We start from the raw sequence: 26600 nt of genomic DNA, 5'->3' as shown, positions 1-26600 counted from the left end.
ACAGGCGCGAGGCGCCGGCAGCGCGGATCCGACCGTGCGGCGCCATGCCGTTCCCTACGGGATCAGCGAACGAGCAGCACCGGCGCATCGAGCGCTTCGATCATGCGCGCCGTCTTCGACTCGTCCCCGGCGATCTCGGTGGACAAGACGAGCAGGCTGCGTCTCCGCCCGGAGAGGGCGAGCGCTTCGGAGAGCCCGCCGCGCGCCACGCGGTTCCACTCGAGCCTGACCGGACGTCGCCCGAGCACCTCGCCGGCCTTCCGTTCGAGCCGCTCGAGGTCGGCCGCCGCGAGCTCGACGAGGAGGCGAAGCGGACAGCCCATCGCCACCGCGAGGTGGGCGGCGAGGTCGAGCGCGGCGCACGATCCGGCGCCGCCGTCGAAGAGCACGGCCGCCGCGCCGAGCGGCCTCGGCGAACGCGGCAGCAGCAGGACGGCTCCCGGCCCCCGCGCCAGCGCCGCTCGCGCCGTGCCACCGAGCAGCCGCCCGCCACCCCATCCGACACGCCCCACGGCGAGGAGATCGGCGGCGTCCAACTCGGCGAGGACCTCGTCGTCGACGCCGCCGCGCCGGACCTCGAAGCGCCAGGAGGAACCGGTGCGACGCGCCGCCGCCTCGAGCCGCTGTCGTGCCCGTTCCGCCTGCGCCCGCATCGCCCGCTCGAGCGCTCGCCGCTCGAGCGCACGGCGCTCGGCCGAGAGCGCGTCGACCGCGCTCACCGCGGGATGTCCCGCCAGGCGGAGCAGTCGGTCGTCCTCGACGAACCGCCCGGCGAGCTCGACGGCCAGGGCAGCGGCGATCTCCGCCGCAGCTTCAGCGGCGGCGACGCTCGGCTCGGAGGCGTCGATCGCCACGACCACGCGGCGAACCGCGAGGCCGTTCATCGCCTCTTTCCCCTCCCCCGCGGTGCGGCCTGCTCCGTCTTGAGTTGGGCGAGCTCGGCGAGTCGCTCGTCGACCAGACGGTTGAACGTCCCCTCGGGGAAGAGGCCGTCGTCGCCCCGGCGGCCGACAGGCAGGCCGGTCAGCAGCTCGATCGCCTCGTCGACGTCGCGCACGCCGAAGACCTGGAAGGTGCCGCGCTCGACCGCCTCGACGACGTCGCGGCGCAGCGCCAGATGCTGCAGGTTCGACTGCGGCACGATGACCCCGTGCGGGCCGGTCCCGCCGCGCAGACGACAGGCGTCGAAGAAGCCCTCGATCTTCTCGTTGACACCGCCGATCGGCTGCGCCTGACCCCGCTGATCGACCGAACCGGTCATCGCCAGCGTTTGCGAAATCGGCACCCCGGCGATCGCCGAAAGCAGCGCACAGAGCTCGGCGAGCGAGGCGCTGTCGCCGTCGACGCCACCATAGGACTGCTCCAGCACCAGACTTGCCGCGAGCGCCAGCGGCCGCTGGCGGGCGAAGCGCTCCCCGAGGAACCCCGTGAGGATCAGCACGCCCTTCGAATGGAGCGGCCCCGAGAGCTCGACCTCGCGCTCGATGTTCACCACTTCGCCCTCGCCGAGCCGCACGCGCGCGGTGATGCGCGCCGGATGCCCGAAGGAGAATCCACCGAGTTGCAGGACGACTAGCCCATTGACTTGCCCCACGACCGCGCCCTCGGTGGCGACCAGCAGGAGACCGCGGCCGATCCCTTCCATCACCCGTTCGCGCAAGCGGTCCTGGCGGAAGATCTGCGCTCCGATGGCGCGATCGACATCGCCGGTGCCGACGCAAGGTGCGTCGCCCGCCAGCAGATCGGCCTCGCGCATCAGGTCGACCACCGCACTGGTGTGCAGACTCAGCCGCTCGCGGTCGCCGGCGAGTCGCGAGGCCTGCTCGAGCACCCGCTCGACCGCCGCGCGGGCGAACGGCCGCAGCTTCTCCTCGCGGGCGAGTCGCGCCACCAGGGCCGCGTAGCGCGTCTCGTTCTCGGCGCTCCGCTCGAGCTCCTCCTCGAAGTCGGCGGCCACTTTGAAGAGGCGCGCGAAGTCCGGGTCGTAGGCCGAGAGCATGTAGTAGAGGCTGCGGTCTCCGACCAGCACGACCTTGACGTCGAGAGGGATCGGTTCCGGCTCGAGCGTCGTCGTCGCGGCGAAGCCCAGGACCTGGGCGAGGGGCTCGATGCGCAGCCGCCGGGTTTCGAGCGAGCGCTTGAGCCCCTCCCAGGCGTACGGCTGGCGCAACACCTGCAGCGCGTCGAGCACGAGGAAGCCGCCGTTGGCGCGGTGCAGGGCCCCGGGCCGGATGAGCGTGAAGTCGGTCACCAGGTTGCCCATCTGCGACTGGTGCTCGATCCGGCCGAGCAGGTTGGGGAACGACGGACTGTCTTCGGCGAGCACCGGCGCACCCGTCGTGCGACTGTTGTCGACGAACAGGTTGACGTGGTACCGGCGCAGCGAGGCCTTTCCCTCGGCGGCAGGTGCCGGCCCCTCCTCTTCGGCCTGCGTGTCGCCGGCGAGAAACGCCTTCGCCTGCGCTTCGATGTCGGCCTGCACCGCCGCCAGATAGTCGAGCACCACCGGGAGGTCGGCGAAGGTCGTGCGCACCTCGTCGATCAGCGGCTCGACGGCGAATCGCGTGACCTCGCGTCGCAGCGCCTGGAGCTTCGAGCGTCGTTCGGCCTGCCAGCGCGACTGCTGTCGCATCAACCGCTGGAGCTTCGCCTGCGCCTCCTCGATCGCCTCGGCGAAGCGCTGCTTCTCTTCGTTGGCCAGCTTCTCGAAGACGTCCGGGGTCGCGACCTCGCCGCCGAGCACCGGCGCGAAGACGACCCCCATCGGCGTGCGGACCGCCGCCAGGTCGTGATGCCGCGCCTCTTCGGCGACCGTTGCCAGGGCCTGTTCCTGGTGCTCGCGCGCCTCCTGGTCGATGACCTCACGGCGCGTCTGGAACTCCTCGCTCTGGAATGCCGCGGCGAGCGCAGCGGTCACCGCCTCGACCAGCTCGGCCATCTCGCGCTTGAGCTCGGCGCCGCGCCCGGCGGGCAACGCCAGCGCTCGCGGCCGATTCGGCTCGGCGAAATCGAAGACGTAGCACCAGTCCTGCGGGCGGGAGCGCGTCGCCGCCGACCGCTCGACGTAGTGACGCACCAGGAAGTGCCGTCCGGTGCCATCGGCACCGAGGGCGTAGAGGTTGAAGCCGTCGCGCGACATCGCCAGGCCGAAAGCCAGCGCCGCCTCGGCCCGCGCCTGGCCGAGCACACCGTCGAAAGGCGGCAGGTCCTCCGTGGTGTCGAACCCCAGGTGCGAGAGGTCACAGCGGCGAAAGAGCAGCTCCGGGAGAACGGCTCGCGGATCGCGTTCCAGCTCGGCGACCGCCGCGGAGCGCGGCGCGGCGCCGGCAGGTCGCCTCGTCCTCGCCGTCGGCGGGCGCTTGCTCCGCGGGGAACGACCTCGACCGGTGGCCCGCGTCGGACTCTTTCTCGGCATCGCGCACCTCCGCGGATGAGACTACTCCCAGTCCCGTGCGAACGCTCTGCCGGAGGTCCGTGCGAGCTGGCCCCGCGGGCGGCGGGAGGGGCGGGGGGATCAGTCGCCGCGCGCGAGGAAGCGGACGAAATCGGCCTCGGTCAGGATGCCGACCAGGCGGCGCTCTTCGACCACCGGCAGACAGCCGTACTTGTGATCGAGCATGCGCTGCGACGCCAGGCGGATGTCGGCGTCGGGGCCGATCGTCTCGAGGTCGACCCTCATGATTTCGCCGGCGGTCAGGCGCGAGAGCACGGCGTCTTCGAGCGCTGCCGCCTGTCCACCCCGCTCGACGAGCGCGTGCCGCAACAGGTCGCGGTGGGTGACGAGCCCGACGAGATCGCCCGCGGCATCGACGATCGGCATGTGACGGACCCGACGCCGCTCCATGAGCTCCCAGAGCGTCGCCAGGTCCTCTCCGGGACCGACAGCCAGGACCTTGGCCGTCATCAGGTCGCGCACCTTGAGTGGGCCCATCACCCCGATCGTGTCGCCGGGCCTGCGCGCTGTCGCCACCCGGAGGGGTGGTTGAGCCCCCCGAGGCGTGCGCTAGCGTGACCGCGGCACACCGAAGAAGACGCCGTCGACGTGCCGAGCGAGGAGGAGACGCCATGCGCCAGATGGTCGCCCGCGACGTGATGAACGCCGAGATCGTGACCGTACGAGAGGACATGAACGTCGACGAAGTGGCTGGGATCCTCGCCGACAACGAGATCTCCGGAGCTCCCGTCGAGGACGCCGAAGGGCGCCTGGTGGGCGTCGTCTCGGTGACCGACATCGCCCTCGCCTCGTCCCAGGGAGGCCAGCTGGTGGCCGACCGCTCGAATCCCGACTTCTACGTGCGCGGCTGGGAAGAGTCGGTCGAGCCGGAGGAGATGCGCGGGCTCCACGTCGAGCGGGAGAATCTCGTGGTCCGCGAGATCATGACGCCGGCCGTCTACTCGGTGCCCGAAGACACGCCGGTCTCGCGCATCGCCGAGACGATGATCGACAGCCACATCCACCGCGTGCTGGTGACCCGCGGCGAGCAGGTCGTCGGAATCGTCACGTCGTCCGACCTGCTCGGCCTCCTCGTCGAGCCGGAGTAGCCGCCTCGAGCAGCGGCAGGTACTGCTGCTCCTCCTGCGCGAAGTGCAGGCGCAGGATGGCGTGGAGCCCGTAGAGCACGCGCCGCAGATCGCGCAGGTCGTCGCCCGCCACCTCGCCCGGCGGCAGCTCGTCGAGCATGCGGCCGAGCAGCAGCGCGTGGTGCCGGATCTCCAGGTGCATCCGCTCCATCGGCGCCGTCGGATCGTCGCCGCCGATGCGCGCAGCCACCAGCGGGTAGACCTCGGCATCCTCGCGCTCGTCGTGCGGCAGGAGCTCGTCGAGCAGGAAGCGCCGTGCTTCCACCAACTCGGCGCGCAGTGCCTCGGGCGACATCCCCTCGAGCCGGTCGGCGGTACGCCGCAGTCCCTCGACGCCCGGCAGCAGTTGCCGGTGCTCCTCGCGCGTCCGCTCGCTCTCCCCCATCGCCCCGGCCTCGACCTTCGGCACGCGATAGACGAGCGCCCGCAGCGCGTTGAGGATCACCAGGACGTCGATCGCCTCCTGGGCCACCGCGCCGGCGATCGGCGGCAACTTGCCGAACGCGGCGGCGACCATGCCGGCAAGCGAGAGCGCCATCCCCGCCACCACGCTCTCGCGGGCGATGCCCAGCGAGCGCCGGGCGATCGCCTTGGCCTCGCCGAGCCGGTCGAGACGGTCGACGGTCAGCACGATGTCGGCGGCCTCCGAGGCGGCCGAGGCGCCGCGGGCCCCCATCGCCACGCCGACGTCGGCGGCGGCGAGCGCGGGCGCGTCGTTGACGCCGTCGCCGACCATCACCGTCGGCCCGTGCTTGCGCTCGGCGAGCACCGCCTCGACCTTCTCCTCCGGGTCGCGCTCGGCGAGGACGAGGTCGGCCCCGACCGCGCCGCCGACGACCGCGGCGACCTCCGGGCGATCGCCCGACACCAGGACCACCCGCCGGATCCCCGCCCGGCGGAGCGAGCGGATCGTCGCCACACAGTCCGGGCGCATCGGGTCGTAGAGGACCAGGGCGCCGGCGAGGCGACCGTCGACCGCGACGAACACCGGCGTGCCCCCTTCGAGCGAGCTCTCGCGCCGCACCCGGCGCACCGCCGGGTCACGTCGCAGCCCGGAGTCGGCGAGGACCCAGTCGAGTCGGCCCAGGGCGACCCCACGTTCTCCGACGACGCCGCGGATTCCGGCGCCCGCGATCTCCTCGACCGCGGTCGGGAAGGCGAGAGCGATCCCGCGCTCACGCGCCGAACGCACCACCGCGGACGCGAAGACATGCAGCGAGACCTGGTCGAGCGAGGCGGCAAGGCGCAGCACCTCTTCCGACGGCAGCTCGGAGAAGGTCTCGACCGTCTGGAGCGTCGGGTGCCCGGTGGTGATCGTGCCGGTCTTGTCGAGCAGCAGGATCTCGGCACGCGAAAGCGCTTCGAGCGCGCCACCGCCCTTGATCAGCACGCCGCGCGACGCGGCGCGCGAAATGCCGGCAACCAGCGCCACCGGCGCGGCGAGGATGAGCGGACAGGGCGTGGCGACGACGAGCACGGCGAGCGCCCGCAGCGGGTCACCGGAGAGCGCCCACGCCCCACCCGCCACCGCGAGCGAGAGCGGCAGGAAGTACACGGCGTAGCGATCGGCGAGTCGGGTGAACGGCGCTCGCGCCTGGCGCGCCTCCTCCACCAGGCGGACGATCGCCGCGTAGGTCGAATCGGCGGCGCTCGCCACGGCGCGCAGCAGGAACGGACCGCCGGCGTTGACCGTGCCACTGGCCAGGCGGTCGGACTCGAGATGCTCGACCGGACGCGATTCGCCGGTCAGGTTCGACTCGTCGAGCACCGCCGTGTCGCCCTCGACCAGGCCGTCGACCGGCACCGTCTCCCCCGGCTTGACCAGCAAGAGGTCGCCCGGCACCACCGCGTCCACCGGACGGGTCGTCCAGACTCCTTCTTCGAGACGATGCACTTCGCGCGGGGCGAGCGCGATCAGGCGGTGGAGCTCGCGCTCGGCGCGGTCCCCGGCGAAGGCTTCCAGGGTCTGCCCGCCGGAGAGCATCAACGCGATGATCGCCCCAGCGAGGAACTGGCCGAGGGCGAGGCAACCGATCATCGCCAGCAGCGCGATGACGTCGACGCCGATCTTGCCCTTGCGCAGGTCGACGAAGACGGCCCAGAGGAGCGGCGCGAGCGCCATCGCCGTCGTGGCACCCCAGATCCACGAGGCGACGGCCGCGGCACCGAGGAGTGCCGAGGCACCGCCGGCGAGAATTCCCGCCAGCGCGAGAATCGCGACCACTCGAGACATCGGGAGCTCCTTCGGAACGCGCCCTCAGGCGGCCGGGACGGCGTCCGCCGGCAGGTGATGGCGGAACCAGTCGCCGGCCAGGCGACCGACCTCTTCACGCCCGCGAGCCGTCTCCGGTCGTGCCTCGAACGGCAGGACCAGCACTTCGGCGGGAGCGCCGAGGCGACAGAGGGCGCCGACGGTCAGATCGAGCACCGGCTCGTCGTCGGCGTCGACGAGGAGCAGCGTCGGCGCGTGCACCGCCGGCAGGTGCGGGCGCACGAGGTCGGCTCGACCTTCGAGCGAGACGATCGCCCGCGCCAGCTCCGGCTCGCGCGCCACCGCCAGCAGCGTCGCCGCGACCAGCGTCCCCTGGGCGAGGACGCCGAAAGGGAGCGCAGCGAGATCGGGCTCGGCGCGCAGGGCGAGGATCGCCTGGGAGATCCTTCCCGAGAGCAGCTCGACGTCGTAGCGCAAACGACCCGAGAAGTGGTCGAGCGTCTCTTCCCAGCGCGTCAGCAATTCGACCTCGGCGACCGCGAGCGGCACGTCGAGCAGCGCAGCGGCCATCGGTTCGGCGTCCGGCGAGGGCTCACGCCGGGCTCCCACGGTGACGCGGAGCACCACGCCGAGGGGCGATGCCGGTCGGCGCAAGCTCCCCTCGAGGGCAGCCTCGCCCGAGCCGACGGCGATGAGCCGCTGCTCGATCCTTCGTGGGGTTGTCGTCGTCTCGCTCCCGTCCATGCCGGCCTCTTCCGGTCGCCCAAGGTTAGGCGGCGCTCCAGGGCTTGTCGCCGGTTCAACGGGTGGCGCCCGGCACCGCCCTTTTCGGGTAGTGCAAAACGCCGACCGGGCACTTCCGCCGCACCCTCGCGCGGGTCGCGCGCAACCGCCCTAGAATCAGGCCATGCCGACCTACCACCTCCCCGACGAGACGCCGGTCGTGCAGTTCGACCCGCTCCTCGAGCTTTCGCCCTTCGACCTCTTTCGCCGCCTGCGCGAGGCGCGCGGCCCCCGACTGGTCGACGTGCGTCCAGCGCTCGGCACGACGACGCTCGCCGGGGCCGAACACCGGCCGGACCCGAGCTGGGAGCCCGAGGACGAACGCGAGACGCTGCTCTTCGACGACGACGGAACGCTCGCCTGCGCTGCGGCACGTCGCCTCCAGGCGGCCGGCTGGGAGCGCGTCCGGGCGCTCTTCGGCGGTCTCGAGCTCTACGAGTTCGCGCTCGATCCGCAGGTCGTCGGCGAGAACACCTACCTCGTCCCGGTGGAAAACCCTCGCGGCGGATGACGCGCCCCCGTCGCAGCCTGTAACATGACGCCATGAGTGAGTAGTTCTCGAGCGGCCTAAGTCAGGAGGGCCTGATGAAGCGCGTGGTGACAGCCATTCTCGGCGGCGGACAGGGCGCGCGGCTCTTTCCCTTGACGCGCGATCGCGCCAAGCCCGCGGTGCCGGTCGGTGGCAAGTTCCGGCTCATCGACATTCCGATCAGCAACAGTCTGCACGCCGGCATCGACCGGGTGTACGTGCTGACCCAGTTCAACAGTGCGAGCCTGCATCGTCACATCTCGCAGACCTACCGGTTCGACGTCTTCCGCGGCGGCTTCGTCCACGTGCTCGCCGCCGAGCAGAACCTGACCAACCGCGACTGGTACCAGGGGACAGCCGACGCCGTGCGCCAGAATCTGCCCCGGCTCGGCGAAGGCAAGGCCTCGGAGATCCTCATCCTCTCGGGCGACCAGCTCTATCTGATGGACCTGCGCGAGCTCGTCGAATACCACCGCGAGCGCGGCGCCGACTTGACGATCGCCGTCAAGCCGGTGACCAAGCGCGAAGCCACCGGCTTCGGCATCCTCCACCTCGATCGCTCCGGCGAGGTGGTCGAGTTCGTCGAGAAGCCGAAGGACGAGGCCCTGCTCGCCAAGCTGGCGCTCGACGAGGAGACGCAGGCGGCGCTCCCGCATCCGGCGCCGCCCGGCTCGTTCCTCGCCAGCATGGGCATCTACGTCTTCAAGCCGGAGATCCTCGAAGAGCTGCTGGTCGGCACGCCACACACCGACTTCGGCCGCGAGGTCATCCCGGCCGCCCTGGGGAGCAAACGCGTCTTCGCCTATCCCTACACCGGCTACTGGGCCGACATCGGGACCATTCCGAGCTTCCACCAGGCGAACCTCGACCTGACGCTGCCGCTGCCGTCCCTCGACCTCTACAGCCCCGACTTCCGCATCTTCACCCACGCCCGCTTCCTGCCCGGCGCGAAGATCACGCAGTGCCTGGTCAACTGCTCCGTGCTCTGCGAAGGAAGCATCATCACCGGCTCGCGCATCTCCGACTCGATCGTCGGCATCCGTGCCGTCGTGCGCTCGGGCTCGGTGATCGAGCGCAGCGTCGTCATGGGCGCCAACTTCTACGAGCGGCTCGAGGCGCCGAGCGGCGACGTGCAGGTCGGCATCGGTCGCGACTGTCACATCCGCAACGCGATCATCGACTTCAATGCCCGCGTCGGCGACGGCTCGCGCCTCGTCAACGTGCACAACGTGCGCGAGCACGACGCCGACAACTACTCGATCCGCGAAGGGATCATCGTCGTGCCGAAGAACGCGGTCATCCCGCCGGGCACGGTCATCTGAGCGGCGAGCCGACTTGCCCCCGCTGAAGATCTGCCAGGTCACCGCCGAGCTCGCACCGTACGCCAAGACGGGCGGGCTCGGCGACGCCGTGGCCGGCCTCGCGCGCATGCTCGGAAACGCCGGTGCCGACGTGCGCATCTTCCTGCCGCTGTACGCTCCGATCCCACGGCAGGGGATCGAGATGAAGCCGGTCGACTTCATCCGCGACGTCGCGGTCCCGCTCGCCGGCGGCGAGGTCCGCTTCTCGGCCTACGTCACGCGGCTTCCGGCGAGCGTCGTCGACGTCTACCTGATCCACTGCCCGACGCTCTACCACCAGGACGCCGTCTATGCCGCGGGCTGGGACGAGCACCTGCGCTTCGGCCTGCTCGCCCGCGCGGCGCTCGAGTGCTGCCAGCGCATGGGCTGGTCGCCGGACATCGTGCACTCGCACGACTGGCACGCGGCGCTCGCCCCGGTCTACCTCAAGACCGTCTATGCCTGGGACCGCCTCTTCGCCGACACGCGCAGCGTGCTGACCCTCCACAACCTTGGCTATCACGGCGTCTTCGGCGGGCACACGGTCGGCGAGCTGGGGCTCGCCCCGTTTGCCGGCTCGCTCTTCCAAGACGACCTCGCCGCCGATCAGTTGAGCTTCCTCAAGACGGGCATCCTGCACGCCGACGTGCTCACCACGGTGAGCGAAACCTACGCCCAGGAGATCCTCACCCCCGAGCACGGATTCGGCCTCGACCCGCTGCTGCGCGCCCGTGCCGACCATCTCGTCGGGATCGTCAATGGCGTCGACTACGGAGAGTGGAGCCCGGAGAGCGACCCGCACCTGCCGTTCCGCTACACGCGCGACGACCTGACCGGCAAACGGAAGATGAAGACTGAGTTGCTCGCCCGCACGGGGCTCGTGGGCGACGAGCGGACACCGGTCCTCGGCATGGTGACGCGGCTCACCCCGCAGAAGGGGATCGACCTCTGTGCCGAAGCCCTTCCCGCGCTGCTCGCCGCACGCGACATGCGGCTCGTCGTCCTGGGGAGCGGGGAGCCGCGGTACGAAGAGCTCTTCCTGCGGCTGCAGGCCGCCTTCCCCGGCAAGGCCTGGTACTACCGCGGCTACAACGAGCCACTCGCCCACTGGATCGAGGCCGGCGCCGACGTCTTCCTGATGCCGTCGCTCTACGAGCCGTGCGGCCTGAACCAGATGTACAGCCTTCGCTACGGCACACCGCCGGTCGTCCGCAAGACCGGCGGTCTGGCCGACACCGTCGAGCTCTACGACTGGGAGCGTGCCTCCGGCACCGGATTCGTCTTCGACCACTTCACCTCCGCGGGTCTCGCCTGGGCGATCGACTACGCGCTCGGCACCTACAACTACCCTCTCGCCTGGCGGGCCCTGCAGGCCCGCGGCATGGCCCAGGACTTCTCCTGGGACGTCCAGGGACGCAAGTACCTCGAGCTCTTCGAGCAAGTGCGCGGCGGGTAGGACGTCCCCCTTCCCCCTGGGGAGGTCCCGCCGGGACGAAAAGCAGGGAAGAGGGAAGAACAGGGAAGAACCCTGGCACCTCCCTGCCTGCCTGCACCCACCTGCCCGAAAAGGCTGAAGCGGCGCAGGTCGGAGTCAGTCTGGTGGACGACGGGCGAAAGCGGCTCAGGATAGAACCCTGGCACCGTGCCCGGGAGCACCGTGCCCGGGAAAGAACCCTGGCACCGTGCCCGAGCGGCGTGAGATTCGGCGATCGACTTTCGTCCTTGTTGAATATGGGACGACACCTTCGTTATTTCCCCGAGGGGGCCCTCGTGGAGATCACCTGCCGCACGCTTCAGGGCCGGCTCCTGCTGCGTCCTTCGCCGCGCCTCAACGACCTCGCACTCGGCGTCCTCGGGCGCGCCCAGGCCAGATACCAGCTGACGATCCACGCCTTCGTCGTGCTGTCGAATCACCTCCACCTGCTTGTCTCTCCAGAGAGCCCCCAGCAACTCGCCGCCTTCATGGCCTTCTTCTCCGTGAACCTCGCCAAGGAGGTCGGTCGGTTGCACGAGTGGCACGGAACGATCTGGTCGCGGCGCTACCAGGCCATCGTCGTCTCCGACGAAGAGAGCTCTCAAGTTGAACGCCTGCTCTATCTGCTCCGCCATGGCGTCAAGGAGCACCTGGTCGCTGATCCGCGAGACTGGCCCGGTGCAAGTGGATTGGGAGCCCTCCTCGACGGCAGCCCAATCGAGGGTACCTGGATCGACCGGACGCTCGAACATCGCTTGCGCCGACGGCTTGGGACCTTCGATCCGCGCGCCTGCGAGTCGCGAGAGACGGTGCATCTCTCTCAACTCCCCTGTTGGCGATACTTTTCCCCGGAGCAGCATCGCATGCGGGTTGCGGACCATATCCGGATCGTCGACGAGGAGGGGCAGCGACTGACGGAAGAGCGAGGTTCGCCATTCGGCCGCGAACGCGTCTTGCGCCAGCATCCCCATGAACGACCGATGAGGACGAAGCGCACACCGGCCCCTTTGGTGCACGCCGCGACGAAGGCTGTCCGCCAAGCCCTCGTCAACGCTTACCGCGCCTTTCTCTCGGCCTATCGTCACGCCGCCGACTTGCTCAAGTGTGGCGACCGGCTCGTCCGCTTTCCCGAAGGGGCATTCCCCCCGCCGTTGCCAGCAAGCGGCTAGCGCCCACCGAGCTCAGTCAGGAGAGGGGTAGCGTTTCCGAATCAGGACGCCGAGAGACGTGTGTCATGAGCGCAAGTCTGAAGCGCGCTACCATCGGCCGATCCGAGGCTGGATCTCGAATCCAGGCGCTCGGAGCGCCCTCAGGCCGCCTCAAGTCGCGGACCGTTCTCTTGACTATCGAAGAGCGCGCCGCAGAGGAGACCGAGAGCGAGCAGTCCAGGGCGGAATCACGAAAGATCGCTGGCACCTCGATGCTACTAGCACCTCGATGCTGCTACGTCTCCTCTCCAGTCGCCTCACTCGCTCAACACAACTGCTCGAGATACACCGGCAGCATGCGTTGCCAGGTCGACCAGTCGTGGTGCCATTCCCCACCCCAGGGGTCGACGCGATTGGGAATTCCCTTTGATCCCAACAGTTCGGCCATTCTCCAGGAGAAATCCGGGTGTTCGAAACGGCCACCGCCGTAGGCGAGGAGCACGAAGCGGCGACGCAGCCTCTCGAGATCGGCGCCGCCGAGGCTAGGCAGGAAGTGCAGCGGCGAAGCAAAGTAGAAGTCGTCGTTCCACGAGCCTTCGAGCAGCGGCTCGAGGTTGAACGTTCCGCTCATGCAGAGCGCCGCGCGAAAGAGATCGGGATGGCGGCACAGCGAGGCGAGGGCATTGAAGGCGCCGAGCGACGCACCAGCAGCGACGATCGAGTGCCGCCCACCGCAATCCTGAAAAATCGCTGGCACCATCTCGTCGGCGACGAAGCGGTCGAAGGCATTCTGCTTCCACGAGCGGTGCCGGATGTCGCCCTCCTCGTGCACCCAGGCGCGACCCGCCAGGTCGTCGCAGCAGTAGAGCTTGATCCGGCCCGCGGCGAGCAGTGGCGCCACCGCGTCGACCAAGCCGAAGCTCTCGACGTCGCGCGCCGCTCCGCCCGCCGTCGGAAAGAGCAGCACCGGGGCGCCGTAATGGCCCCACGAGCGCACCTCGACCTCGGCGCCGAGGTGGCGCGAACGCCAGACCTCGCGGCCGTTCAACGCGACCGCCCGAGCCGATCGGCCTCGGTTCTGCGCCAGAACTGCACGAGACCCCAGAAGTGCTCGGTGAACTGCTCGACCTCATGCGTCGGGAAGAGCGCCGCCACCTTCCGTCGTACGGCATCCTTCGCCTCCGCCGTGCCGAAGAACTCCCAGGCCACCTCGTCGAGGTGGGCGAGATGCGTGGCGCAGAACTCCTCGAAGCGCTCGGTGTCGAACCGCTCGCGGGCGATCGCCGCGTAACCCGCGAGCTTCTCGGCGAACGGCACGTCGCGCCGGGCCACCGCGAGGTACGGCTCCCAGTCGAGCGTCTTGCGCATCCGCCGGCCGGTCGCCGCCGCGAAGATCGCCCAGCGGATCTTCGCCTTGACCAGCCAGGGGAAGTGGAAGTGCAGCGACGTGACCTGCGAATCGGGGCAGGCGTTGGCGAAGTCGATCGGGTAGAAGACGCCGTCCTGGCGCAGCGACTCGCAGGAGTTGAAGTCCCAGCCGAAGAAGCTGTTGATCGTCAGCACCGTGTCGCACAGCGTGCGGTATTCCGCTCCGTCGACGAAGTCGAAGTCGACCTTGTAGCGATCGTGCAGCGGCGCTCCCGGGTCGTAACGGATCACCGCGACCTGCGGACCGACGGCGAGCGCACGCACGAAGAGGTCGAACGGCAGCACCGCCTTCTGCAGGTGCATGATGCGCGTCCCGCTCGCGTCGTAGGCAGAGGCGAGCTGTTCCGGACCGTCGACCTTGTTGACCCCCACCCACGCGCCGCCGTCGTAGGGTTTGATGAACGCCGGGTAGCCCACCGCCTCACCCACCTTGGCGAGGTCGAAGAGTCTGGCGTAGCGCTCGAGCGTGACCTGCAGGTCCTCGCGCGGCTCGTAGGCCTTCGGCGGCAGCAGCCACGTGTCCGGAACCGGAAAGCCGAGCCGCATCATCGCCGCGTAGCTCGTGTGCTTTTCGTTGGCCTGGATCGACCACGGGTTGTTGAGCACGTAGAGGTCGTCCATCACCACCGCCTTCTTGATCCACTCGCGGCTGGTGTGGTACCAGTGCGTCAGGCGGTCGAGCACCACGTCGTAGCGACAGCCCTGGCGCAGGTCGAACGGCTCGATGCTCACCCGCTCGACCTCGATCTCCACCGTGTCGCCACCGATCGGCATGGCGAGGTCGAGCCGCTCGACGATCTGCTCGAAGCAGATCGGCCAGCAGAGATCGGCACCGAGCGACAGTCCGATCCGCTTCGTCACGTTGGCCATGGACGCCCTCCTCTCGAAAGCGGCGGGGAGTCTAGCAGCAGCTCCCTACTCGTAGACCATCCAGAGCGGCCCGGGGAAGAGCCAGGATAGCCCTTCCCGCAGGCGATCCCGCCAGTTCTCCCAGTTGTGACCGTCCCACGCCTCGACGTAGCGCACCTCCATGCCGGTGCGCTGCAGGATCGGCACCATCGAGCGGTTCTCGTAGATCAGCGACTCGTAGATGCCGCAGGAGACGAAGACCCGCTCGGCCACACGCTGCGGCTCCTCGCGAAAGCGGTTAACGAATCGCACCACCGGGTCGAAGACCGGCCCGCGGCGACCGGCGCCGATGTCGGCGAAGGCGAACGAGCCCGACTGCAACAGAAGACGCCCGAACCGTCCCGGATAGCGCGAGGCGGCGGCGAGCGACGCCACGCCGCCGAAGCTCGCTCCCATCAGGCCGCGTTGCGCCGGCTCCCGCCGCAAGGGGTAGCGCGCCTCGAGCGCCGGCAGCAGCTCCTCGGCGAGGAAGCGCGCATGACCCGGGTGATCGGCGTACTCGACCAGCCGGTCCGACGACGTGGTCAACGCCACCACCATCGGTGGAATCTCCAGGCGGTGGATCAGGTTGTCGAGCACCGTGCGCAGCGACGAGTAGCGCAGATAGTCGCCGCCGTCGTGGGCGACGAGGAGTGGATAGCGCCGGCGGGTGCGGAAGCGGGCCGGCAGGTAGACGTCGACCGGAACCGTCCTGCCGAGCCCCTCGCTCGCCACTTCGAGCGTCTCGAGGGCTCCCCGCCGCGCTTCGTCGTCGGGCAGCGTCCACTCCGGGCGCTGATAGGTCGCGCCGTGGCAGACCGAGTTGGCGCCGAACGGATCGTTGGCGAGGTGCGGATTGAGCGGATCGAGCACCAGTCGCGACCGGGTCTCGCCGCGCGGCACGATCTCGAGCTTGTACTCCACGCGCGAGCGCGGCGGCAGCTCCTGGATGAAGTACCAGAGGTCGGTCTCGCCGAGCCGGGTGAACGGCTGAGCCGAGGGCAGCCCGAAGACCCAATGCTGGAGATGCACCGACTCGGCCTCCCCGCGCCAGACGAAGGTGGCCGAGGAGCCCTCGACCAGCGGGAAGGCGTGCGCCGCCAGGAAGGCGTCGACGTCCTCGCGGCCCAACGCACCGCGGCGCTCGAGCTCGCGGATCGCCAGGGTCATGCCCGCTCCTCCGCCAGATCGACCAGGGCCCCTTCGGCGGTGAGCTGGCGGGCGCCGCGGGCATCGCGCAAGGCGAAGTTCTCCCAGGTGATCCGACCGCCGTCGTCGAGGGCCACCACCGCCGCCGGAGCGAAACGGCGGGCGAGCAGGGCGACGCGCAAGGGGTCGGCGAGGTGCAGGCGGCGGCGCGCGTGCGGCAGCGGAACGATCCCCTGGCAGAGGCCGAGACCCTCCTCGAGCACTTCGGCGTTGCCGGCGCCCTGCGGCGGCGAATCGTGGAACAGCACCAGCCGGTCGGTCGCCACCATCGCGCCGCCCGACCAGGCGAAGATCGGCATACCGCGCAGCGTCCGGTCGAGGCCGAAGAGGCGGAGTCGGTTGAGCAGGACGGCGACATGCCCGCCGGCGATCCCGACCGCCTCGCACGAACCGAGGGTGCGCCCCAGGGCTTCGACGTGGCGTGCCACCGCCGGGCGGGACAACGGCTGCCAACGCTCGTCGAAATCGCGCCGGATCTGCCGCAGACGTCGCCGGTGGTGCTCGTCGAGGTCGCGCAGCGACTCGAGGGCGTGGCGGCGCTCCGGCTCGAGCAGCGCCGGGTCTCCTCCCTTTCCGAGCAGCGCCCGCGCCGCCTCCTTGGCGAAGGCGAGGCGCTGCCGGTAGAGCTCCTGCAGGCGGCGCAGGAGGTCCTGCCGTTCGCGGTGCGCCGCGAAGAGCTCCGGATCGGCGCCGAACGCCTCCTCACCGCGTGCATAGAGCAGCAGGTTGACCGTCCGCCCCTGCAGGTGGTCGCGCAACTCGTCGTCCTCGCGCTCGCGCTCCTGCCAGCCGGCCGAGACGACGCCGATCCGCCCTTCGATGCCGGCGGCCCGCACGGCCTCGCCGAGGGTGCGGGTGAAACGCTGAGGACCGAGCAGGACGACGGGAGCCATGGGCTAGAATCCTAATGTCGAAACCGCCAGCTCGTCACCGCGCGGAGAACGGAGAGCTCATGCACGTCCTTCTCGTCGAGCCTCGCTTCCCTTCGAACCAGCGTCAGTTCGCCCGGGCGCTCTTTTCCGTCGGCGCCCGCGTCACCGGCATCGGCGAGGCCCCCATCGAGCATCTCGACGCCGAGCTGCGCGGTTGGCTCTACGGCTACGAACGCGTCCGTTCGGTCGTCGACGAAGGGGCGCTGCTCGACGCCGTGCGCCGCGTCCAGCGCCGCGAGTGGGTCGACCGGCTCGAGGCGACGGTCGAGGCGCACATTCTCACCACTGCCCGCGTGCGCGAGGCCGCCGGGATCCCCGGGACCTCCGTGCGCACCGCCTACCTCTGCCGCGACAAGCCCGCGATGAAAGAGGCGTTGCGCGCCGCCGGCATCCCCACGGCGCGATCCGCCGGCTGTTCCTCCAGCGACGAGCTGCGCGAGTTCGCCGAGTCGACCGGCTTCCCGCTGATCCTCAAGCCGCGCGATGCGGCCGGCGCTTCGGGAACCGAGCGACTCGACAGCGCCGGACAGATCGAGGCGGCGATCGAACGCTGGGGGCTCGACCGCGGCGGAAGTGTCGCCGTCGAGGAGTTCGTCGAAGGGCACGAGGGGTTCTGGGACACGATGTCGATCGGCGGCACGGCGACGCACGAGTTCATCTCGCACTACTACCCGAACGTGCTCGAGGCGATGCGGACGCGGTGGATCTCGCCCCAGGTCGTGGTGACCAACCGGGTCGATGCGCCGGGCTATGGCGAGCTGCGCGAGATGGGCCGCAAGGTGATCCGCGCCCTCGGCATCGGGACCTCGGCGACCCACATGGAGTGGTTTTTCGGACCGCGCGGCCTGAAGTTCTCCGAGATCGGATGCCGCCCGCCGGGCGTCGGCGTCTGGGACCTCTACTGCGCCGCCAACGAGTTCGACCTCTACCGCGAGTGGGCCCACGCCATCGTCCACGGCAGCCCGGCGAGCGCCCCGTCGCGCCGCTTCGCCGCGGGGATGATCGCGCTCCGGCCCGACCGCGACGGCGAGATTGCCGGCTACTCGGGCGTCGAGGAGATGTTCCGCGAGCACGGCGAGTGGATCCTCGACTCCCATTTCCCCACCCCCGGCACGCCGACCCAGCCGGTGGAGGCCGGATTCATGGCGAACGCCTGGGTGCGCGCCCGCCATCCCGACTTCGACGCCCTGCGCGGCATCCTCGACGCCATTGGCCGGACCGTCCACGTCTATGCGCGGTAGGAGGCCTGCGATCGAACAACCGTGCGAGCGGTTCCCGCGCCCGAGGTCGCGATTCCCGCTCTGCCTCCGCGTCGTCGGGTAGATCGGCGGCAAGAGCTGTTCCGCCCCCGAGACAGCGAGCGGCCAGGAGGTCTCCTATGAAGCTCCTCGTTCTCACCCTGCTCTTCGCGGTCCCCCTCGGCGGCAGGGCCGCAGCCCTCTCTCCGGAGCTGCCCGATCCCTCCGGCTTCCGCACCCTGCTTTCGAAGGCGGCGCTCCCGGCCGAATTGCGCGATTCGCTGCACCGCTTCCTCGCCGCGCCCGCGGTGAGCGCCGGCCTCGAAGGGGAGCAGCAGCCCCGGCTCGACGATCTCCTGGCTGACCCCGGGGAGCCGTACCAGGCGACCGACACGGTCGTCCTTCCCTCGCATCTGGCGCCGCGGCGGCTGATTCTCGCCGGTGACGGCACGGCGCCCTTCGTCGCCTACGAGCACGGCGGCATCGCTCGACACGGCCACCTCGTCTTCTTCGCGCGGCGCGACGGCACGCTGCGGGTCGAGCGCCATCTCACCTTCGCCAGTTCCTCGCCGCGCCCCGAGAAGCTCGATGTCGCCGCGCTCTGGCGCGAGGTTCGCAACGGCCACCCCATGCCGGCGAGGGACCGCGACATCTGACCCTTCGGCGCCGCGGAGCGCCCCATCTCGTTTGCGGGACGCTCGGCGACCGACGCCCGAGCTCGCCGGACGGGCGCTCGCGCGATCTCTACCGGCTGCGCAGGAGAACCGCCGTCCGCGGCGGAACGGCGAGACGAGGCGACGGCGCGAGCGACTCCTCCCTCCCCTCCTCACGGATGTCGTCGGGGCTCTCACGCGAGGTGTCGACGACGCGCAGCCAGCGTTGCCCGCGTGGGGGCTGCGGCAGGGCGAGCTCTCGCGGCTCGGTGGCCATGTTGAGGGCGAGGAAGACGTCGCAGTCCGGTGAGGCGGCGTGCTCGCCGGCGAGGTGCATGGCGAAGGCCTGCCCCCGGGGACCCCAGTCGGGACGGAACGGCTCGGCGCCGTGCCAGGAGACGTCGGGGCGCGAAGAGGCCGTGCTCCCGGCCCCGCGCAGGAAGTCACCGCGCCGTAGCACCGGGTGCGCGCGCCGGAAGGCGATCATCAAGCGGACGAAGCGCTGCAGTCCGGCGTGGCGCTCGTGCAGGCGCCAGTCGACCCAGCTCAGCGGCGTGTCCTGGCAATAGGCGTTGTTGTTGCCGCCCTGGGTGCGACCCATCTCGTCGCCGCCGAGCAGCATCGGCGTCCCCTGCGAGACGAGCAGGAGGGTCAGGAGATTGCGCGTGTGCCGTCCGCGCTGGGCCAGCACCTCGCGATCGTCGCTCGGCCCCTCGACGCCGTGGTTGAGCGAGAAGTTCAGGTCGCTCCCGTCCCGGTTCTCCTCGCCGTTGGCCTCGTTGTGCTTGCGCTCGTAGGCGCCGAGGTCGGCGAGCGTGAAGCCGTCGTGACAGGTGACGAGGTTGATCGAATGACAGGGCTGGCGTCCCGACGTCTGGTAGAGATCGGCGCTTCCCGACAGGCGCGTCGCCACCCGCCCGGCGAGCCCCGCCTCGCCACGGACGAAGCGGCGCATCTCGTCGCGGAACTTGCCGTTCCACTCCGCCCAGCGCCCCCAGGCGGGGAAGGTCCCGACCTGATAGAGACCCGCAGCATCCCAGGCCTCGGCGATCAGCGTCGTGTGGGCCAGGACCGGATCGCCGGCAATCTGCTCGAGCAGCGGCGGGTTGGCCAGGACTTCGCCCTGCTGGCCACGACCGAGAATCGAGGCGAGGTCGAAGCGGAAGCCGTCGACGCGCATCTCGGCGACCCAGTAGCGCAGGGCGTCGAGAATCATGTTGCGGACCACCGGGTGGTTGCAGTTGAGCGTGTTGCCGCAACCCGAGTAGTTGCGCGGCTGCCCCGTCTCCGGGTCGAGCATGTAGTAGACCTTGTTGTCGAGCCCGCGGAACGAATAGACCGGGTCTTCAGGCCATCCCGCATGCTCGGCGGTGTGATTGAACACCACGTCGAGGAAGACCTCGAGACCGGCTCGGTGCATCTCGCGCACCAACGTCTTGAGCTCCTGGACTTGGCGGCCGTCGCGACCCGCGGCCGCGTAGCCGGCCTTCGGCGCGAAGAAGCAGATCGGGCTGTAGCCCCAGTAGTTGAGCAGGCGCTCGCCGGTCTCCGGGTTCTCCCGTTCCACCTCCAGCTCGTCGAACTCGTAGACCGGCAGGAGCTCGACAGTGGTCACGCCGAGATCCTTGAGATACGGGATCTTCTCGATCAGGCCGAGGTAGGTGCCGGGATGGGCGACCCCCGACGACGCGTCGACGGTGAAGCCGCGGACGTGGAGCTCGTAGATCACCTTGTCGGGGAGCGGAATGCGAGGCGGCAGCGTCCCGTCCCAGTCGAAGTCGTCGTCGACCCAGAGGGCTCGCCGACGATTCCCGCCGTCGCCCGCGGGCTCCCCGTGTCGCACGTAGCGCACCGCCCACTCGCTGCCGCCGGTCAGCGCCCGGGCGTAGGGGTCGCTGAGCAGCCGGGTCGGGTCGAAGCGGTGAAACCGGTCGCTCGGCACTGGATGGCGGTCGGCGCGCCAGCCGTAACGGACATCGGTCGACAGCCCCTCGACCTCCAGATGCCAGACGTCGCCGGTTCGGTGAACGCCCGGATCGAGCGGAATCTCGAGCACCGGCTCGTGCTCCCCACTGGCGAAGAGGGCGAGCGTCATCGCCGTGGCGTGACGCGAGAAGACAGCGAAGTTCAGTCCCAGCCGCGTCTGCGACACGCCGAGCGGCAGCGGCCGACCGCGGTGGAGCCGCGGCACGCCGTCGATCAGGCCGAGAACCGCCTCGCGATGGGTACCGTTGCCGGGGTGGGCGGGCATGCACCCCGGATGATATCGATTGTTCGGCGTGAGGACTTGCGGCACGGGGCCGATCTCCTGCACCATCCGAGAGGCCGGACATCCCGCGAGGAGTCGGAGCATGGAGCATCGGGAGGAGCGAGAGGCGATCCTGGCCGCGGCCAGGCGCGCCGTGGCGGTGGGGCTGACGCACGGCACGTCGGGCAACCTCAGCGTGCGAGCGGGCACGGGGATGCTCATCACCCCGACCGGTCTCGAGTACGACTCGTTGACCGCTCCCGACGTGGTGCGCATGGGCCTCGACGGCGTCGTCGCGGCGGGCGAGCGCTGCGCGCCCTCTTCGGAGTGGCCGATGCACGCGGCGGTCTACGCCGAGCGCCCCGACGTAGCGGCGATCGTGCACGGGCACTCCCCCGCCGCCGCGGCCTTCTCCTGCCTCGGCCGCGACCTCCCACCCTTTCACTACATGGTGGCCGCCGCCGGCGGCGATTCGATCCGCTGCGCCCGCTACGCCCTCTTCGGCACCCGCGAGCTGGCCAGGAACGCCCTCGAAGCCCTGGCGCGGCGACGGGCCTGCTTTCTCGCTCACCACGGCTTCCTCACGCTCGGGGCGACGCTCGACAAGGCGCTCGCCCTCGCCGTCGAGCTCGAGTTCCTCGCCGAGACCTTCTTGCGACTTCTCCCGCTTCGCGAGCCGCCACGCCTTTCGGGCCCGGAGATGAAGAAGGTCATCGACAGCTTCGCGACCTACGGCCAGCAGCCGAAGACTTCCAAGCTGTAAGCGAAAACGAAGAGCCCGGCCGTCAGGCCGGGCTCCATGGTGAGGTGCGTCGATCGGTCGCCGACCGCGCTACGAGATCGTCCCGTCCTCGTGCACGGTCCAGACGTCGCCCTGGTTGAAGAGCTGCTCCAGGGTGCCGGCGCCGCGGCGATCGGTGAGGGCCCGGTTCTGGCTCGCCACCACGCCCTCGAACGTCGGGTGGTCGACGTCGCGCAGCACGCCGATCGGCGTCGGGAAATCCGGCGGCGACAGCTGGGCGATCATGAACGACAGCGTCGGGTTCTCGCGCGTCGCGTCCCAGACCAGGCAGTCGTCCGGACCGAAGCCGTCGGCGAAGCGGATGACCTCGAGCTCGGTCCCGTTGTGGCGGATGCCACGGTCCTTCGCCTTGCCGAAGACGAGCGGCTTGCCCTGCTCGAGCGCCAGGATGGCGTCGTCGCGAACCTCCTTCTCCGTCATGTAGGTGAAGGCCTTGTCGTTGAAGATCACGCAGTTCTGGTAGATCTCGAGGAAGGCGCTGCCCTGGTGCCGGGCGGCGGAGCGCAGCGTCTCCTTCATGTGCGGCAGCATGACGTCGACGGTGCGGGCGACGTACGTCGCTCCGGTGCCGATCGCCACCGAAAGCGAGTTGAACGGGAAGTCGACCGAGCCGTCCGGCGTCGACTTGGTCTTCTTGCCGAACTCGGAGGTCGGCGACGCCTGCCCCTTGGTCAGGCCGTAGATCCGGTTGTTGAACAGAAGGATCTTGACGCCGACGTTGCGCCGCAGCGTGTGGATGAAGTGGTTGCCGCCGATGGCGAGCGCGTCACCGTCGCCGGTGGCGATCCACACTTCGAGCTCCGGGCGCGCCAGCTTCAGGCCGGTGGCGATCGCCGGGGCGCGGCCGTGGATGGTGTGGAAGCCGAAGGTCTCCATGTAGTACGGGAAGCGGCTCGAGCAGCCGATGCCGGAGACGACGACGAACTTCTCGCGCGGCACGCCGAGCTCGGGGAAGACCGACTGGACGGCGGTGAGCACCGCGTAGTCCCCGCATCCGGGGCACCAGCGAACTTCCTGGTCCGACTGAAAGTCCTTGCGGGTGAGGGCGACGGTCTCAGTGGGCATTCTTCGACTCCAGGACCTGCTTGATCTCGTTGAGGATCTCGAACCGGTAGTACGGCTTGCCCTTGACCTTCGGGAAGCTCAGGACGTCGCGCAGGTAGCGAGCGCGAATGAGGAACGCGAGCTGGCCGAGGTTCATCTCGGGGATGAGGATGTTCTCGAAGCGCGACAGCACCTCGCCCAGGTTCTTGGGGAACGGGTTGATCCAGCGCAGATGGAGGCGGCTCACCTTCAGCCCCTCCTGCCGCGCCAGGCGCACGGCACCGTCGATGGCGCCGGCGGTCGAGCCCCATCCCAGCACGAGGAGCTTGCCTTCCGGCTCACCGTCGACCACCACGTCCGGGATGTCGGCCACCACGCGCGCCACCTTCTCGGCGCGGATCTTGACCATGTACTCGTGGTTGTCGGGATCGTAGGAGACGTGGCCGCTGCCCTCCGCCTTCTCGAGACCGCCGATGCGGTGTTCGAGCCCCGGCGTTCCCGGGATCGCCCAGGGCCGCGCCAACGTGACCGGGTCCCGATCGTAGGGGTGGAACCCGTTCGGGTCGACGCGGTAGTCCTTGCGCAGATCGGGCAGGTCTTCCGGCTTCGGCACCCTCCACGGCTCGGAGCCGAAGGCGAGGTAGCCGTCGGAGAGCAGGATCACCGGGGTCATGTACTTGAGCGCGATGCGACAGGCTTCGACCGCCGAGTCGAAGCAGTCGGCCGGCGACTTGGCGGCGAGCACCGGGAGCGGCGCCTCGGAGTTGCGGCCGAGCACGGCCTGGAAGAGGTCGGCCTGCTCGGTCTTCGTCGGCAGCCCGGTCGACGGACCGCCGCGCTGCACGTCGACGATGACCATCGGCAGCTCGACCATGATCCCCAGGCCGATCGCCTCCGACTTCAGCGCCATGCCGGGACCGCTGGTGGCGGTCACCGCCAGCGCTCCGCCGTAGGCGGCGCCGATCGTCGCGCACATCGCCGCGATCTCGTCCTCCGCCTGATAGGTGGTGACACCGAAGTTCTTGTAGAGCGTCAGCTCCTGCAACACGTCGGTCGCCGGGGTGATCGGATAGGCGCCCTTGAAGAGCGGCAGGCCGGCCCGGTGCGCCGCGGCGATGCAGCCGAGGGCGATCGCCGAGTTGCCGATGATGTTGCGATAGGTGCCCGGCTCGAGCTTGGCGGGCTCGATCTCGTAGCGCACCTGGAAGATCTCGGTGATGTCGCAGTAGTTCCAGCCCGCCTTGAGCACCTTGATGTTCGCCTCGGCGAGCTTCGGCTTGCTGGCGAACTTCTCTTCGACCCATTGGATGGTCGGGTCGAGCGGCCGGCTGAACATCCAGTAGACCATGCCGAGCGCGAAGAAGTTCTTGCAGCGCTCCTGGCTCTTGGTGTCGAGTCCGCTGTCCTTGAGCGTCTCTCGGGTGAGCTTGGTGATCTCCACCTTGAAGACACGGTAGGCGTCGAGGCTGCCGTCCTCGAGCGGGCTCGCCGTGTAGCCGGCCTTCAGCAGGCTGCGCTCGTCGAACTCGGCGGTGTTGATGATCAGCACGCCGTTGCGCTTCAGATCCTTCAGGTTCACCTTGAGCGCCGCCGGGTTCATCGACACCAGCACGTCCGGGGCGTCGCCCGGGGTGTGGATGTCGCGGTCGGCGATGCGGACCTGGAAAGCCGAGACGCCGGCCAACGTGCCGGCAGGCGCGCGGATCTCGGCGGGGAAATCCGGGAAGGTGGCCAGATCGTTGCCGACCAGCGCGGAGGTCGAAGTGAACTGGGTTCCGGTCAGCTGCATTCCGTCGCCGGAATCACCGGCGAAACGGATGACGACATCGTCGAGCTTCTCGGAGGCGACCTCGCGGCGTTCCGGCATTCCGGAACCTGCAATCGGCAAAGTCATGAGGTGGAACTCCCTGCGGATGCTTGGTTTGCCTGCATGGGCGCGGACTCTAGCACGCGCTGGGAGGCACTTCCCCGCCTGCCGGGGTGGGCGCCTGGTCGCCGATTCGGCAGGGAGAAATCCACTCCGGGGGGCGCAAGACGAGGCGCGGGGCGGCGTGCGGAGGTCACGCCACCCCGCGTCGGAGAACGTTCCCCGACGATCCAACCGACCGACCCTGGCGGCTGATCGCCTCCGACGACACCAGTGTGCCTCTTTTCAACGGACCGCTCCTGTCGGCTTCTCCGCTGGTCCACGGTCGGATCGTCCGTCATGGGGTGTAGGACGGAGCCGGACGTGCGACCGCGCCCTGTCGGACGGTCACCGACAGGACCTCGCGCCTTCCGCCGATTCTCCGCGCTTTCCACCGGTCCTAACCTGTCCTCGAACCCAGGGCGATGAGCCCGCCGAGACCCGGAGGATCGGTCATGACCAGCAAGAACCAGCTTCCAAGAGCCCACAGCAGCCGGATCGCGGCGCTGGCGCTTACCCTCGCTTCGTTCGCCGTCTCACCCGCTCGCGCCAATCACTGCGAGTTCATGGCCCTGCTGGGCGGTAGCGGGGACGAGAGCATCACCAAGGTCCTTTCCGACAGTCAGGGCAACCTCTACGTTGTCGGATCGACCACCTCGGTCGACTTTCCGGTCGCCAACGCGCCGCAGGCGACCCTCGGTGGTGCCACGGACGCCTTCCTGACGAAGATCGATCCGAGCGGCTGCACCATCCTCTTCTCCACCTACATCGGCGGCTCGGGGATCGACGAGGCGAATGCCGCAGCGTTCGACGGAAACGGCGATCTGTGGATCGCCGGCAAGACCACCTCGCCCAACTTCCCGGTGCTTTCGCCGACCTACGACGCCACGTGCGGCACCGACGGTCTCTGCAACGGCGGGGCGAGCGACGCCTTCCTCGTCGCCTTCGATCCTTCCGGCCAGAAGGTGGCGGCGACCTACTTCGGTGGCAGCCGAGACGATCAGGCAACGGGCGTCGTCGTCGAGTCGTCGGGCCTGGTGACCCTGGTCGGGCCGACCACCTCGACCGACCTGCCCCTGCTCGCTCCTACGCAGCGGGCCCTGATGGGCTCGACCGATGCCATGGTGGCGCGCTTCACCACCGAGCCGTCCTCCCCGACCTCGCTGACCCTGAAGCTCTCGTTCTCGACCTACCACGGCGGGCGGGCGCTCGAGCGGGTCGCCGCGGCCGCCCTGACCACCAAGGGTCTGCTCGTGGTGGTCGGCAGCACGCAGTCGATCGACTTCCCGGCGGTCAATCCCCTGCAGAAGTCGGGCCTGCGTGGCACCGACGACGCCTTTGTCGCCGCGTGGTCGCTTGCCGATCGCAAGCTCGTCTTCTCCAGCTACCTCGGCGGGGACCGGGTCGATTACGCCAGGTCGGTCACGGCGATCGGCACCGAGGTGGTGATCGGCGGGCAGACCTGGTCGACCGACTTTCCGCAGGTCGGCGCGACCACAGTTCCCCGGCTCGGACCGAGTGACGGCTTCGTCACCCGGATGAACGCCGGCAATTCCGTGGTCGTCTACTCTCGGCTCTTCGGGGGCACTGGCGCCGACAGCGTCGAGTCGGTCGCCGTCAACGGGCTCGCCGAGGTGCTGATCTCCGGGGCGACCTCGTCGCTCGACCTGCCGGTGACTCCCGACGCCGAGCAGCCCCGCTTCGCCGGCGGCAGCACCGACTCCTATTTGGCGCGGATCGCGAACAGCACCCAGGAGGTGGCCTACGCTAGCTACATGGGCAGCACCAACACCGACCTGGCGACTGCCAGCTTCGCGCTGCCCGACGGGTCCTGGTTGATGGGCGGTCGGATCGAGCTCGACCCGGGCCCGGAGACGCTCGGGATGTGCGATGGCTACTACGCCCTGATCGGTCCGACGGCCAAGATCCGCCGCTAGGCGAACGCAGCTCGGCCGCCGACGGCCGCCACCGCGGGCCCGCGATCACCACGGTCGCGGGCCCTTGGCGTTGCCTGGGGCTGGCTCCCGTCCGGCGAGTGCGTCATACTGACCGGGCGATTCACGAATCCAGCCGAGAGCTCCTGCTGATGCCGGCTTCTCGCCCCCCGCGCCGTACCCCGGGATCTCCCAGCGCACGAAAACCACCGACTCGGCCGGTCCCGAGCCCCCCGAGCTCCCGGCGCACC

The 26600-nt window shown here is 69.7% G+C and carries 21 protein-coding genes; 9 read left to right on the top strand and 12 right to left on the bottom strand.

All coding sequences use genetic code 11. The annotated features are described in order from the left end of the window. Window positions 1-62: 62 nt before the first annotated feature. From IPJ17_13120 to IPJ17_13110, 3 genes are all read right to left on the bottom strand, one after another. Window positions 63-884, bottom strand: coding sequence for a universal stress protein (locus IPJ17_13120; GenBank protein QQR72450.1), 822 nt, complete (start codon window positions 882-884; stop codon window positions 63-65). Next, window positions 881-3415 carry an AAA family ATPase gene (locus tag IPJ17_13115; protein QQR72449.1) on the bottom strand — a complete coding sequence of 845 codons (2535 nt, stop codon included), beginning with the start codon at window positions 3413-3415 and terminating at the stop codon, window positions 881-883. The genes IPJ17_13120 and IPJ17_13115 overlap by 4 nt, the downstream gene beginning before the upstream one ends. Before the next feature lie 99 nt (window positions 3416-3514). After that, a complete protein-coding gene (locus IPJ17_13110; GenBank protein QQR72448.1) occupies window positions 3515-3931 on the bottom strand; it encodes a CBS domain-containing protein in 417 nt (138 codons plus the stop codon). A gap of 134 nt (window positions 3932-4065) precedes the next feature. Here IPJ17_13110 and IPJ17_13105 point away from each other — a divergent pair, with 134 nt between their 5' ends. Further along, entirely contained in the window at window positions 4066-4542 is a 477-nt protein-coding gene (locus IPJ17_13105) for a CBS domain-containing protein (protein QQR72447.1), read from the top strand. Here IPJ17_13105 and IPJ17_13100 read toward each other — a convergent pair. Continuing rightward, entirely contained in the window at window positions 4499-6814 is a 2316-nt protein-coding gene (locus IPJ17_13100; GenBank protein QQR72446.1) for a heavy metal translocating P-type ATPase, read from the bottom strand. The genes IPJ17_13105 and IPJ17_13100 overlap by 44 nt on opposite strands. 24 nt (window positions 6815-6838) lie before the next feature. Next, complete coding sequence (locus IPJ17_13095; GenBank protein QQR72445.1) at window positions 6839-7537, bottom strand: alpha/beta hydrolase; 699 nt, start codon at window positions 7535-7537, stop codon at window positions 6839-6841. Between the two features lie 163 nt (window positions 7538-7700). Between IPJ17_13095 and IPJ17_13090 the strand changes: the two genes are divergently transcribed. The 4 genes from IPJ17_13090 to IPJ17_13075 all read left to right on the top strand — a co-directional run bounded on the left by IPJ17_13090 (window position 7701) and on the right by IPJ17_13075 (window position 12088). After that, on the top strand, window positions 7701-8087 hold the full coding sequence (locus tag IPJ17_13090) for a hypothetical protein (GenBank protein ID QQR72444.1): 387 nt from the start codon (window positions 7701-7703) through the stop codon (window positions 8085-8087). A gap of 74 nt (window positions 8088-8161) precedes the next feature. Beyond that, window positions 8162-9427 carry a glucose-1-phosphate adenylyltransferase gene (locus IPJ17_13085; GenBank protein QQR72443.1) on the top strand — a complete coding sequence of 422 codons (1266 nt, stop codon included), beginning with the start codon at window positions 8162-8164 and terminating at the stop codon, window positions 9425-9427. Between the two features lie 13 nt (window positions 9428-9440). Beyond that, a complete protein-coding gene (locus IPJ17_13080) occupies window positions 9441-10901 on the top strand; it encodes a glycogen synthase (protein QQR72442.1) in 1461 nt (486 codons plus the stop codon). Window positions 10902-11215: 314 nt separating this feature from the next. After that, the gene (locus tag IPJ17_13075) at window positions 11216-12088 is read left to right on the top strand and encodes a transposase (GenBank protein QQR72441.1); all 873 of its coding nucleotides are present in this window, start codon (window positions 11216-11218) and stop codon (window positions 12086-12088) included. 304 nt (window positions 12089-12392) lie between these two features. Here IPJ17_13075 and IPJ17_13070 read toward each other — a convergent pair whose 3' ends face one another. From IPJ17_13070 to IPJ17_13055, 4 genes are read right to left on the bottom strand one after another with little or no spacing between them, the layout of a single operon-like run. After that, window positions 12393-13115 (bottom strand): hypothetical protein, encoded by a 723-nt coding sequence (locus IPJ17_13070; GenBank protein ID QQR72440.1) that lies wholly within the window; start codon window positions 13113-13115, stop codon window positions 12393-12395. Continuing rightward, window positions 13112-14365 (bottom strand): hypothetical protein, encoded by a 1254-nt coding sequence (locus IPJ17_13065; GenBank protein QQR72439.1) that lies wholly within the window; start codon window positions 14363-14365, stop codon window positions 13112-13114. The genes IPJ17_13070 and IPJ17_13065 overlap by 4 nt, the downstream gene beginning before the upstream one ends. Before the next feature lie 45 nt (window positions 14366-14410). After that, window positions 14411-15553, bottom strand: coding sequence for an enterochelin esterase (locus IPJ17_13060; GenBank protein ID QQR72438.1), 1143 nt, complete (start codon window positions 15551-15553; stop codon window positions 14411-14413). Then, window positions 15550-16485, bottom strand: coding sequence for a Type 1 glutamine amidotransferase-like domain-containing protein (locus tag IPJ17_13055; GenBank protein ID QQR72437.1), 936 nt, complete (start codon window positions 16483-16485; stop codon window positions 15550-15552). Before IPJ17_13055 ends, IPJ17_13060 begins: the two co-directional genes overlap by 4 nt. Before the next feature lie 59 nt (window positions 16486-16544). Here IPJ17_13055 and IPJ17_13050 point away from each other — a divergent pair, with 59 nt between their 5' ends. Together IPJ17_13050 and IPJ17_13045 are read left to right on the top strand one after the other, a co-directional pair. Then, window positions 16545-17765, top strand: a complete 1221-nt coding sequence (locus IPJ17_13050; protein ID QQR72436.1) for an ATP-grasp domain-containing protein — start codon at window positions 16545-16547, stop codon at window positions 17763-17765. A gap of 137 nt (window positions 17766-17902) precedes the next feature. Next, the gene (locus IPJ17_13045) at window positions 17903-18418 is read left to right on the top strand and encodes a hypothetical protein (GenBank protein QQR72435.1); all 516 of its coding nucleotides are present in this window, start codon (window positions 17903-17905) and stop codon (window positions 18416-18418) included. Between the two features lie 88 nt (window positions 18419-18506). Here IPJ17_13045 and glgX read toward each other — a convergent pair whose 3' ends face one another. Next, window positions 18507-20666 (bottom strand): glycogen debranching protein GlgX, encoded by a 2160-nt coding sequence (gene glgX / locus IPJ17_13040; protein QQR76167.1) that lies wholly within the window; start codon window positions 20664-20666, stop codon window positions 18507-18509. Window positions 20667-20766: 100 nt separating this feature from the next. Between glgX and IPJ17_13035 the strand changes: the two genes are divergently transcribed. Beyond that, window positions 20767-21426, top strand: a complete 660-nt coding sequence (locus tag IPJ17_13035) for a class II aldolase/adducin family protein (protein ID QQR72434.1) — start codon at window positions 20767-20769, stop codon at window positions 21424-21426. A gap of 69 nt (window positions 21427-21495) precedes the next feature. Here IPJ17_13035 and IPJ17_13030 read toward each other — a convergent pair whose 3' ends face one another. Further along, complete coding sequence (locus IPJ17_13030) at window positions 21496-22530, bottom strand: 2-oxoacid:ferredoxin oxidoreductase subunit beta (GenBank protein QQR72433.1); 1035 nt, start codon at window positions 22528-22530, stop codon at window positions 21496-21498. Further along, window positions 22520-24403: a 2-oxoacid:acceptor oxidoreductase subunit alpha gene (locus tag IPJ17_13025; GenBank protein ID QQR72432.1), complete on the bottom strand. Its 1884-nt coding sequence runs from the start codon at window positions 24401-24403 to the stop codon at window positions 22520-22522. Before IPJ17_13025 ends, IPJ17_13030 begins: the two co-directional genes overlap by 11 nt. A 467-nt stretch (window positions 24404-24870) precedes the next feature. Here IPJ17_13025 and IPJ17_13020 point away from each other — a divergent pair, with 467 nt between their 5' ends. Beyond that, window positions 24871-26352 carry an SBBP repeat-containing protein gene (locus IPJ17_13020; GenBank protein ID QQR72431.1) on the top strand — a complete coding sequence of 494 codons (1482 nt, stop codon included), beginning with the start codon at window positions 24871-24873 and terminating at the stop codon, window positions 26350-26352. Window positions 26353-26600: the final 248 nt, after the last annotated feature.

This window comes from Holophagales bacterium (assembly GCA_016699405.1).
GTDB lineage: Bacteria > Acidobacteriota > Thermoanaerobaculia > Multivoradales > JAGPDF01 > JAAYLR01.
The sequence above is the reverse complement of the archived record's forward strand: the minus strand, read 5'-3'. Positions and strand labels throughout refer to the sequence as shown.

Coding starts and splice junctions, on each gene's coding strand:
- IPJ17_13050 (QQR72436.1), top strand. CDS start 16,545: ATGCACGTCCTTCTCGTCGAGCCTCGCTTCCCTTCGAACCAGCGTCAG.
- IPJ17_13105 (QQR72447.1), top strand. CDS start 4,066: ATGCGCCAGATGGTCGCCCGCGACGTGATGAACGCCGAGATCGTGACC.
- IPJ17_13065 (QQR72439.1), bottom strand. CDS start 14,365: ATGGCCAACGTGACGAAGCGGATCGGACTGTCGCTCGGTGCCGATCTC.
- IPJ17_13120 (QQR72450.1), bottom strand. CDS start 884: ATGAACGGCCTCGCGGTTCGCCGCGTGGTCGTGGCGATCGACGCCTCC.
- IPJ17_13090 (QQR72444.1), top strand. CDS start 7,701: ATGCCGACCTACCACCTCCCCGACGAGACGCCGGTCGTGCAGTTCGAC.
- IPJ17_13110 (QQR72448.1), bottom strand. CDS start 3,931: ATGGGCCCACTCAAGGTGCGCGACCTGATGACGGCCAAGGTCCTGGCT.
- glgX (QQR76167.1), bottom strand. CDS start 20,666: ATGCCCGCCCACCCCGGCAACGGTACCCATCGCGAGGCGGTTCTCGGC.
- IPJ17_13115 (QQR72449.1), bottom strand. CDS start 3,415: ATGCCGAGAAAGAGTCCGACGCGGGCCACCGGTCGAGGTCGTTCCCCG.
- IPJ17_13035 (QQR72434.1), top strand. CDS start 20,767: ATGGAGCATCGGGAGGAGCGAGAGGCGATCCTGGCCGCGGCCAGGCGC.
- IPJ17_13055 (QQR72437.1), bottom strand. CDS start 16,485: ATGGCTCCCGTCGTCCTGCTCGGTCCTCAGCGTTTCACCCGCACCCTC.
- IPJ17_13060 (QQR72438.1), bottom strand. CDS start 15,553: ATGACCCTGGCGATCCGCGAGCTCGAGCGCCGCGGTGCGTTGGGCCGC.
- IPJ17_13095 (QQR72445.1), bottom strand. CDS start 7,537: ATGGACGGGAGCGAGACGACGACAACCCCACGAAGGATCGAGCAGCGG.
- IPJ17_13085 (QQR72443.1), top strand. CDS start 8,162: ATGAAGCGCGTGGTGACAGCCATTCTCGGCGGCGGACAGGGCGCGCGG.
- IPJ17_13100 (QQR72446.1), bottom strand. CDS start 6,814: ATGTCTCGAGTGGTCGCGATTCTCGCGCTGGCGGGAATTCTCGCCGGC.
- IPJ17_13045 (QQR72435.1), top strand. CDS start 17,903: ATGAAGCTCCTCGTTCTCACCCTGCTCTTCGCGGTCCCCCTCGGCGGC.
- IPJ17_13025 (QQR72432.1), bottom strand. CDS start 24,403: ATGACTTTGCCGATTGCAGGTTCCGGAATGCCGGAACGCCGCGAGGTC.
- IPJ17_13020 (QQR72431.1), top strand. CDS start 24,871: ATGACCAGCAAGAACCAGCTTCCAAGAGCCCACAGCAGCCGGATCGCG.
- IPJ17_13030 (QQR72433.1), bottom strand. CDS start 22,530: ATGCCCACTGAGACCGTCGCCCTCACCCGCAAGGACTTTCAGTCGGAC.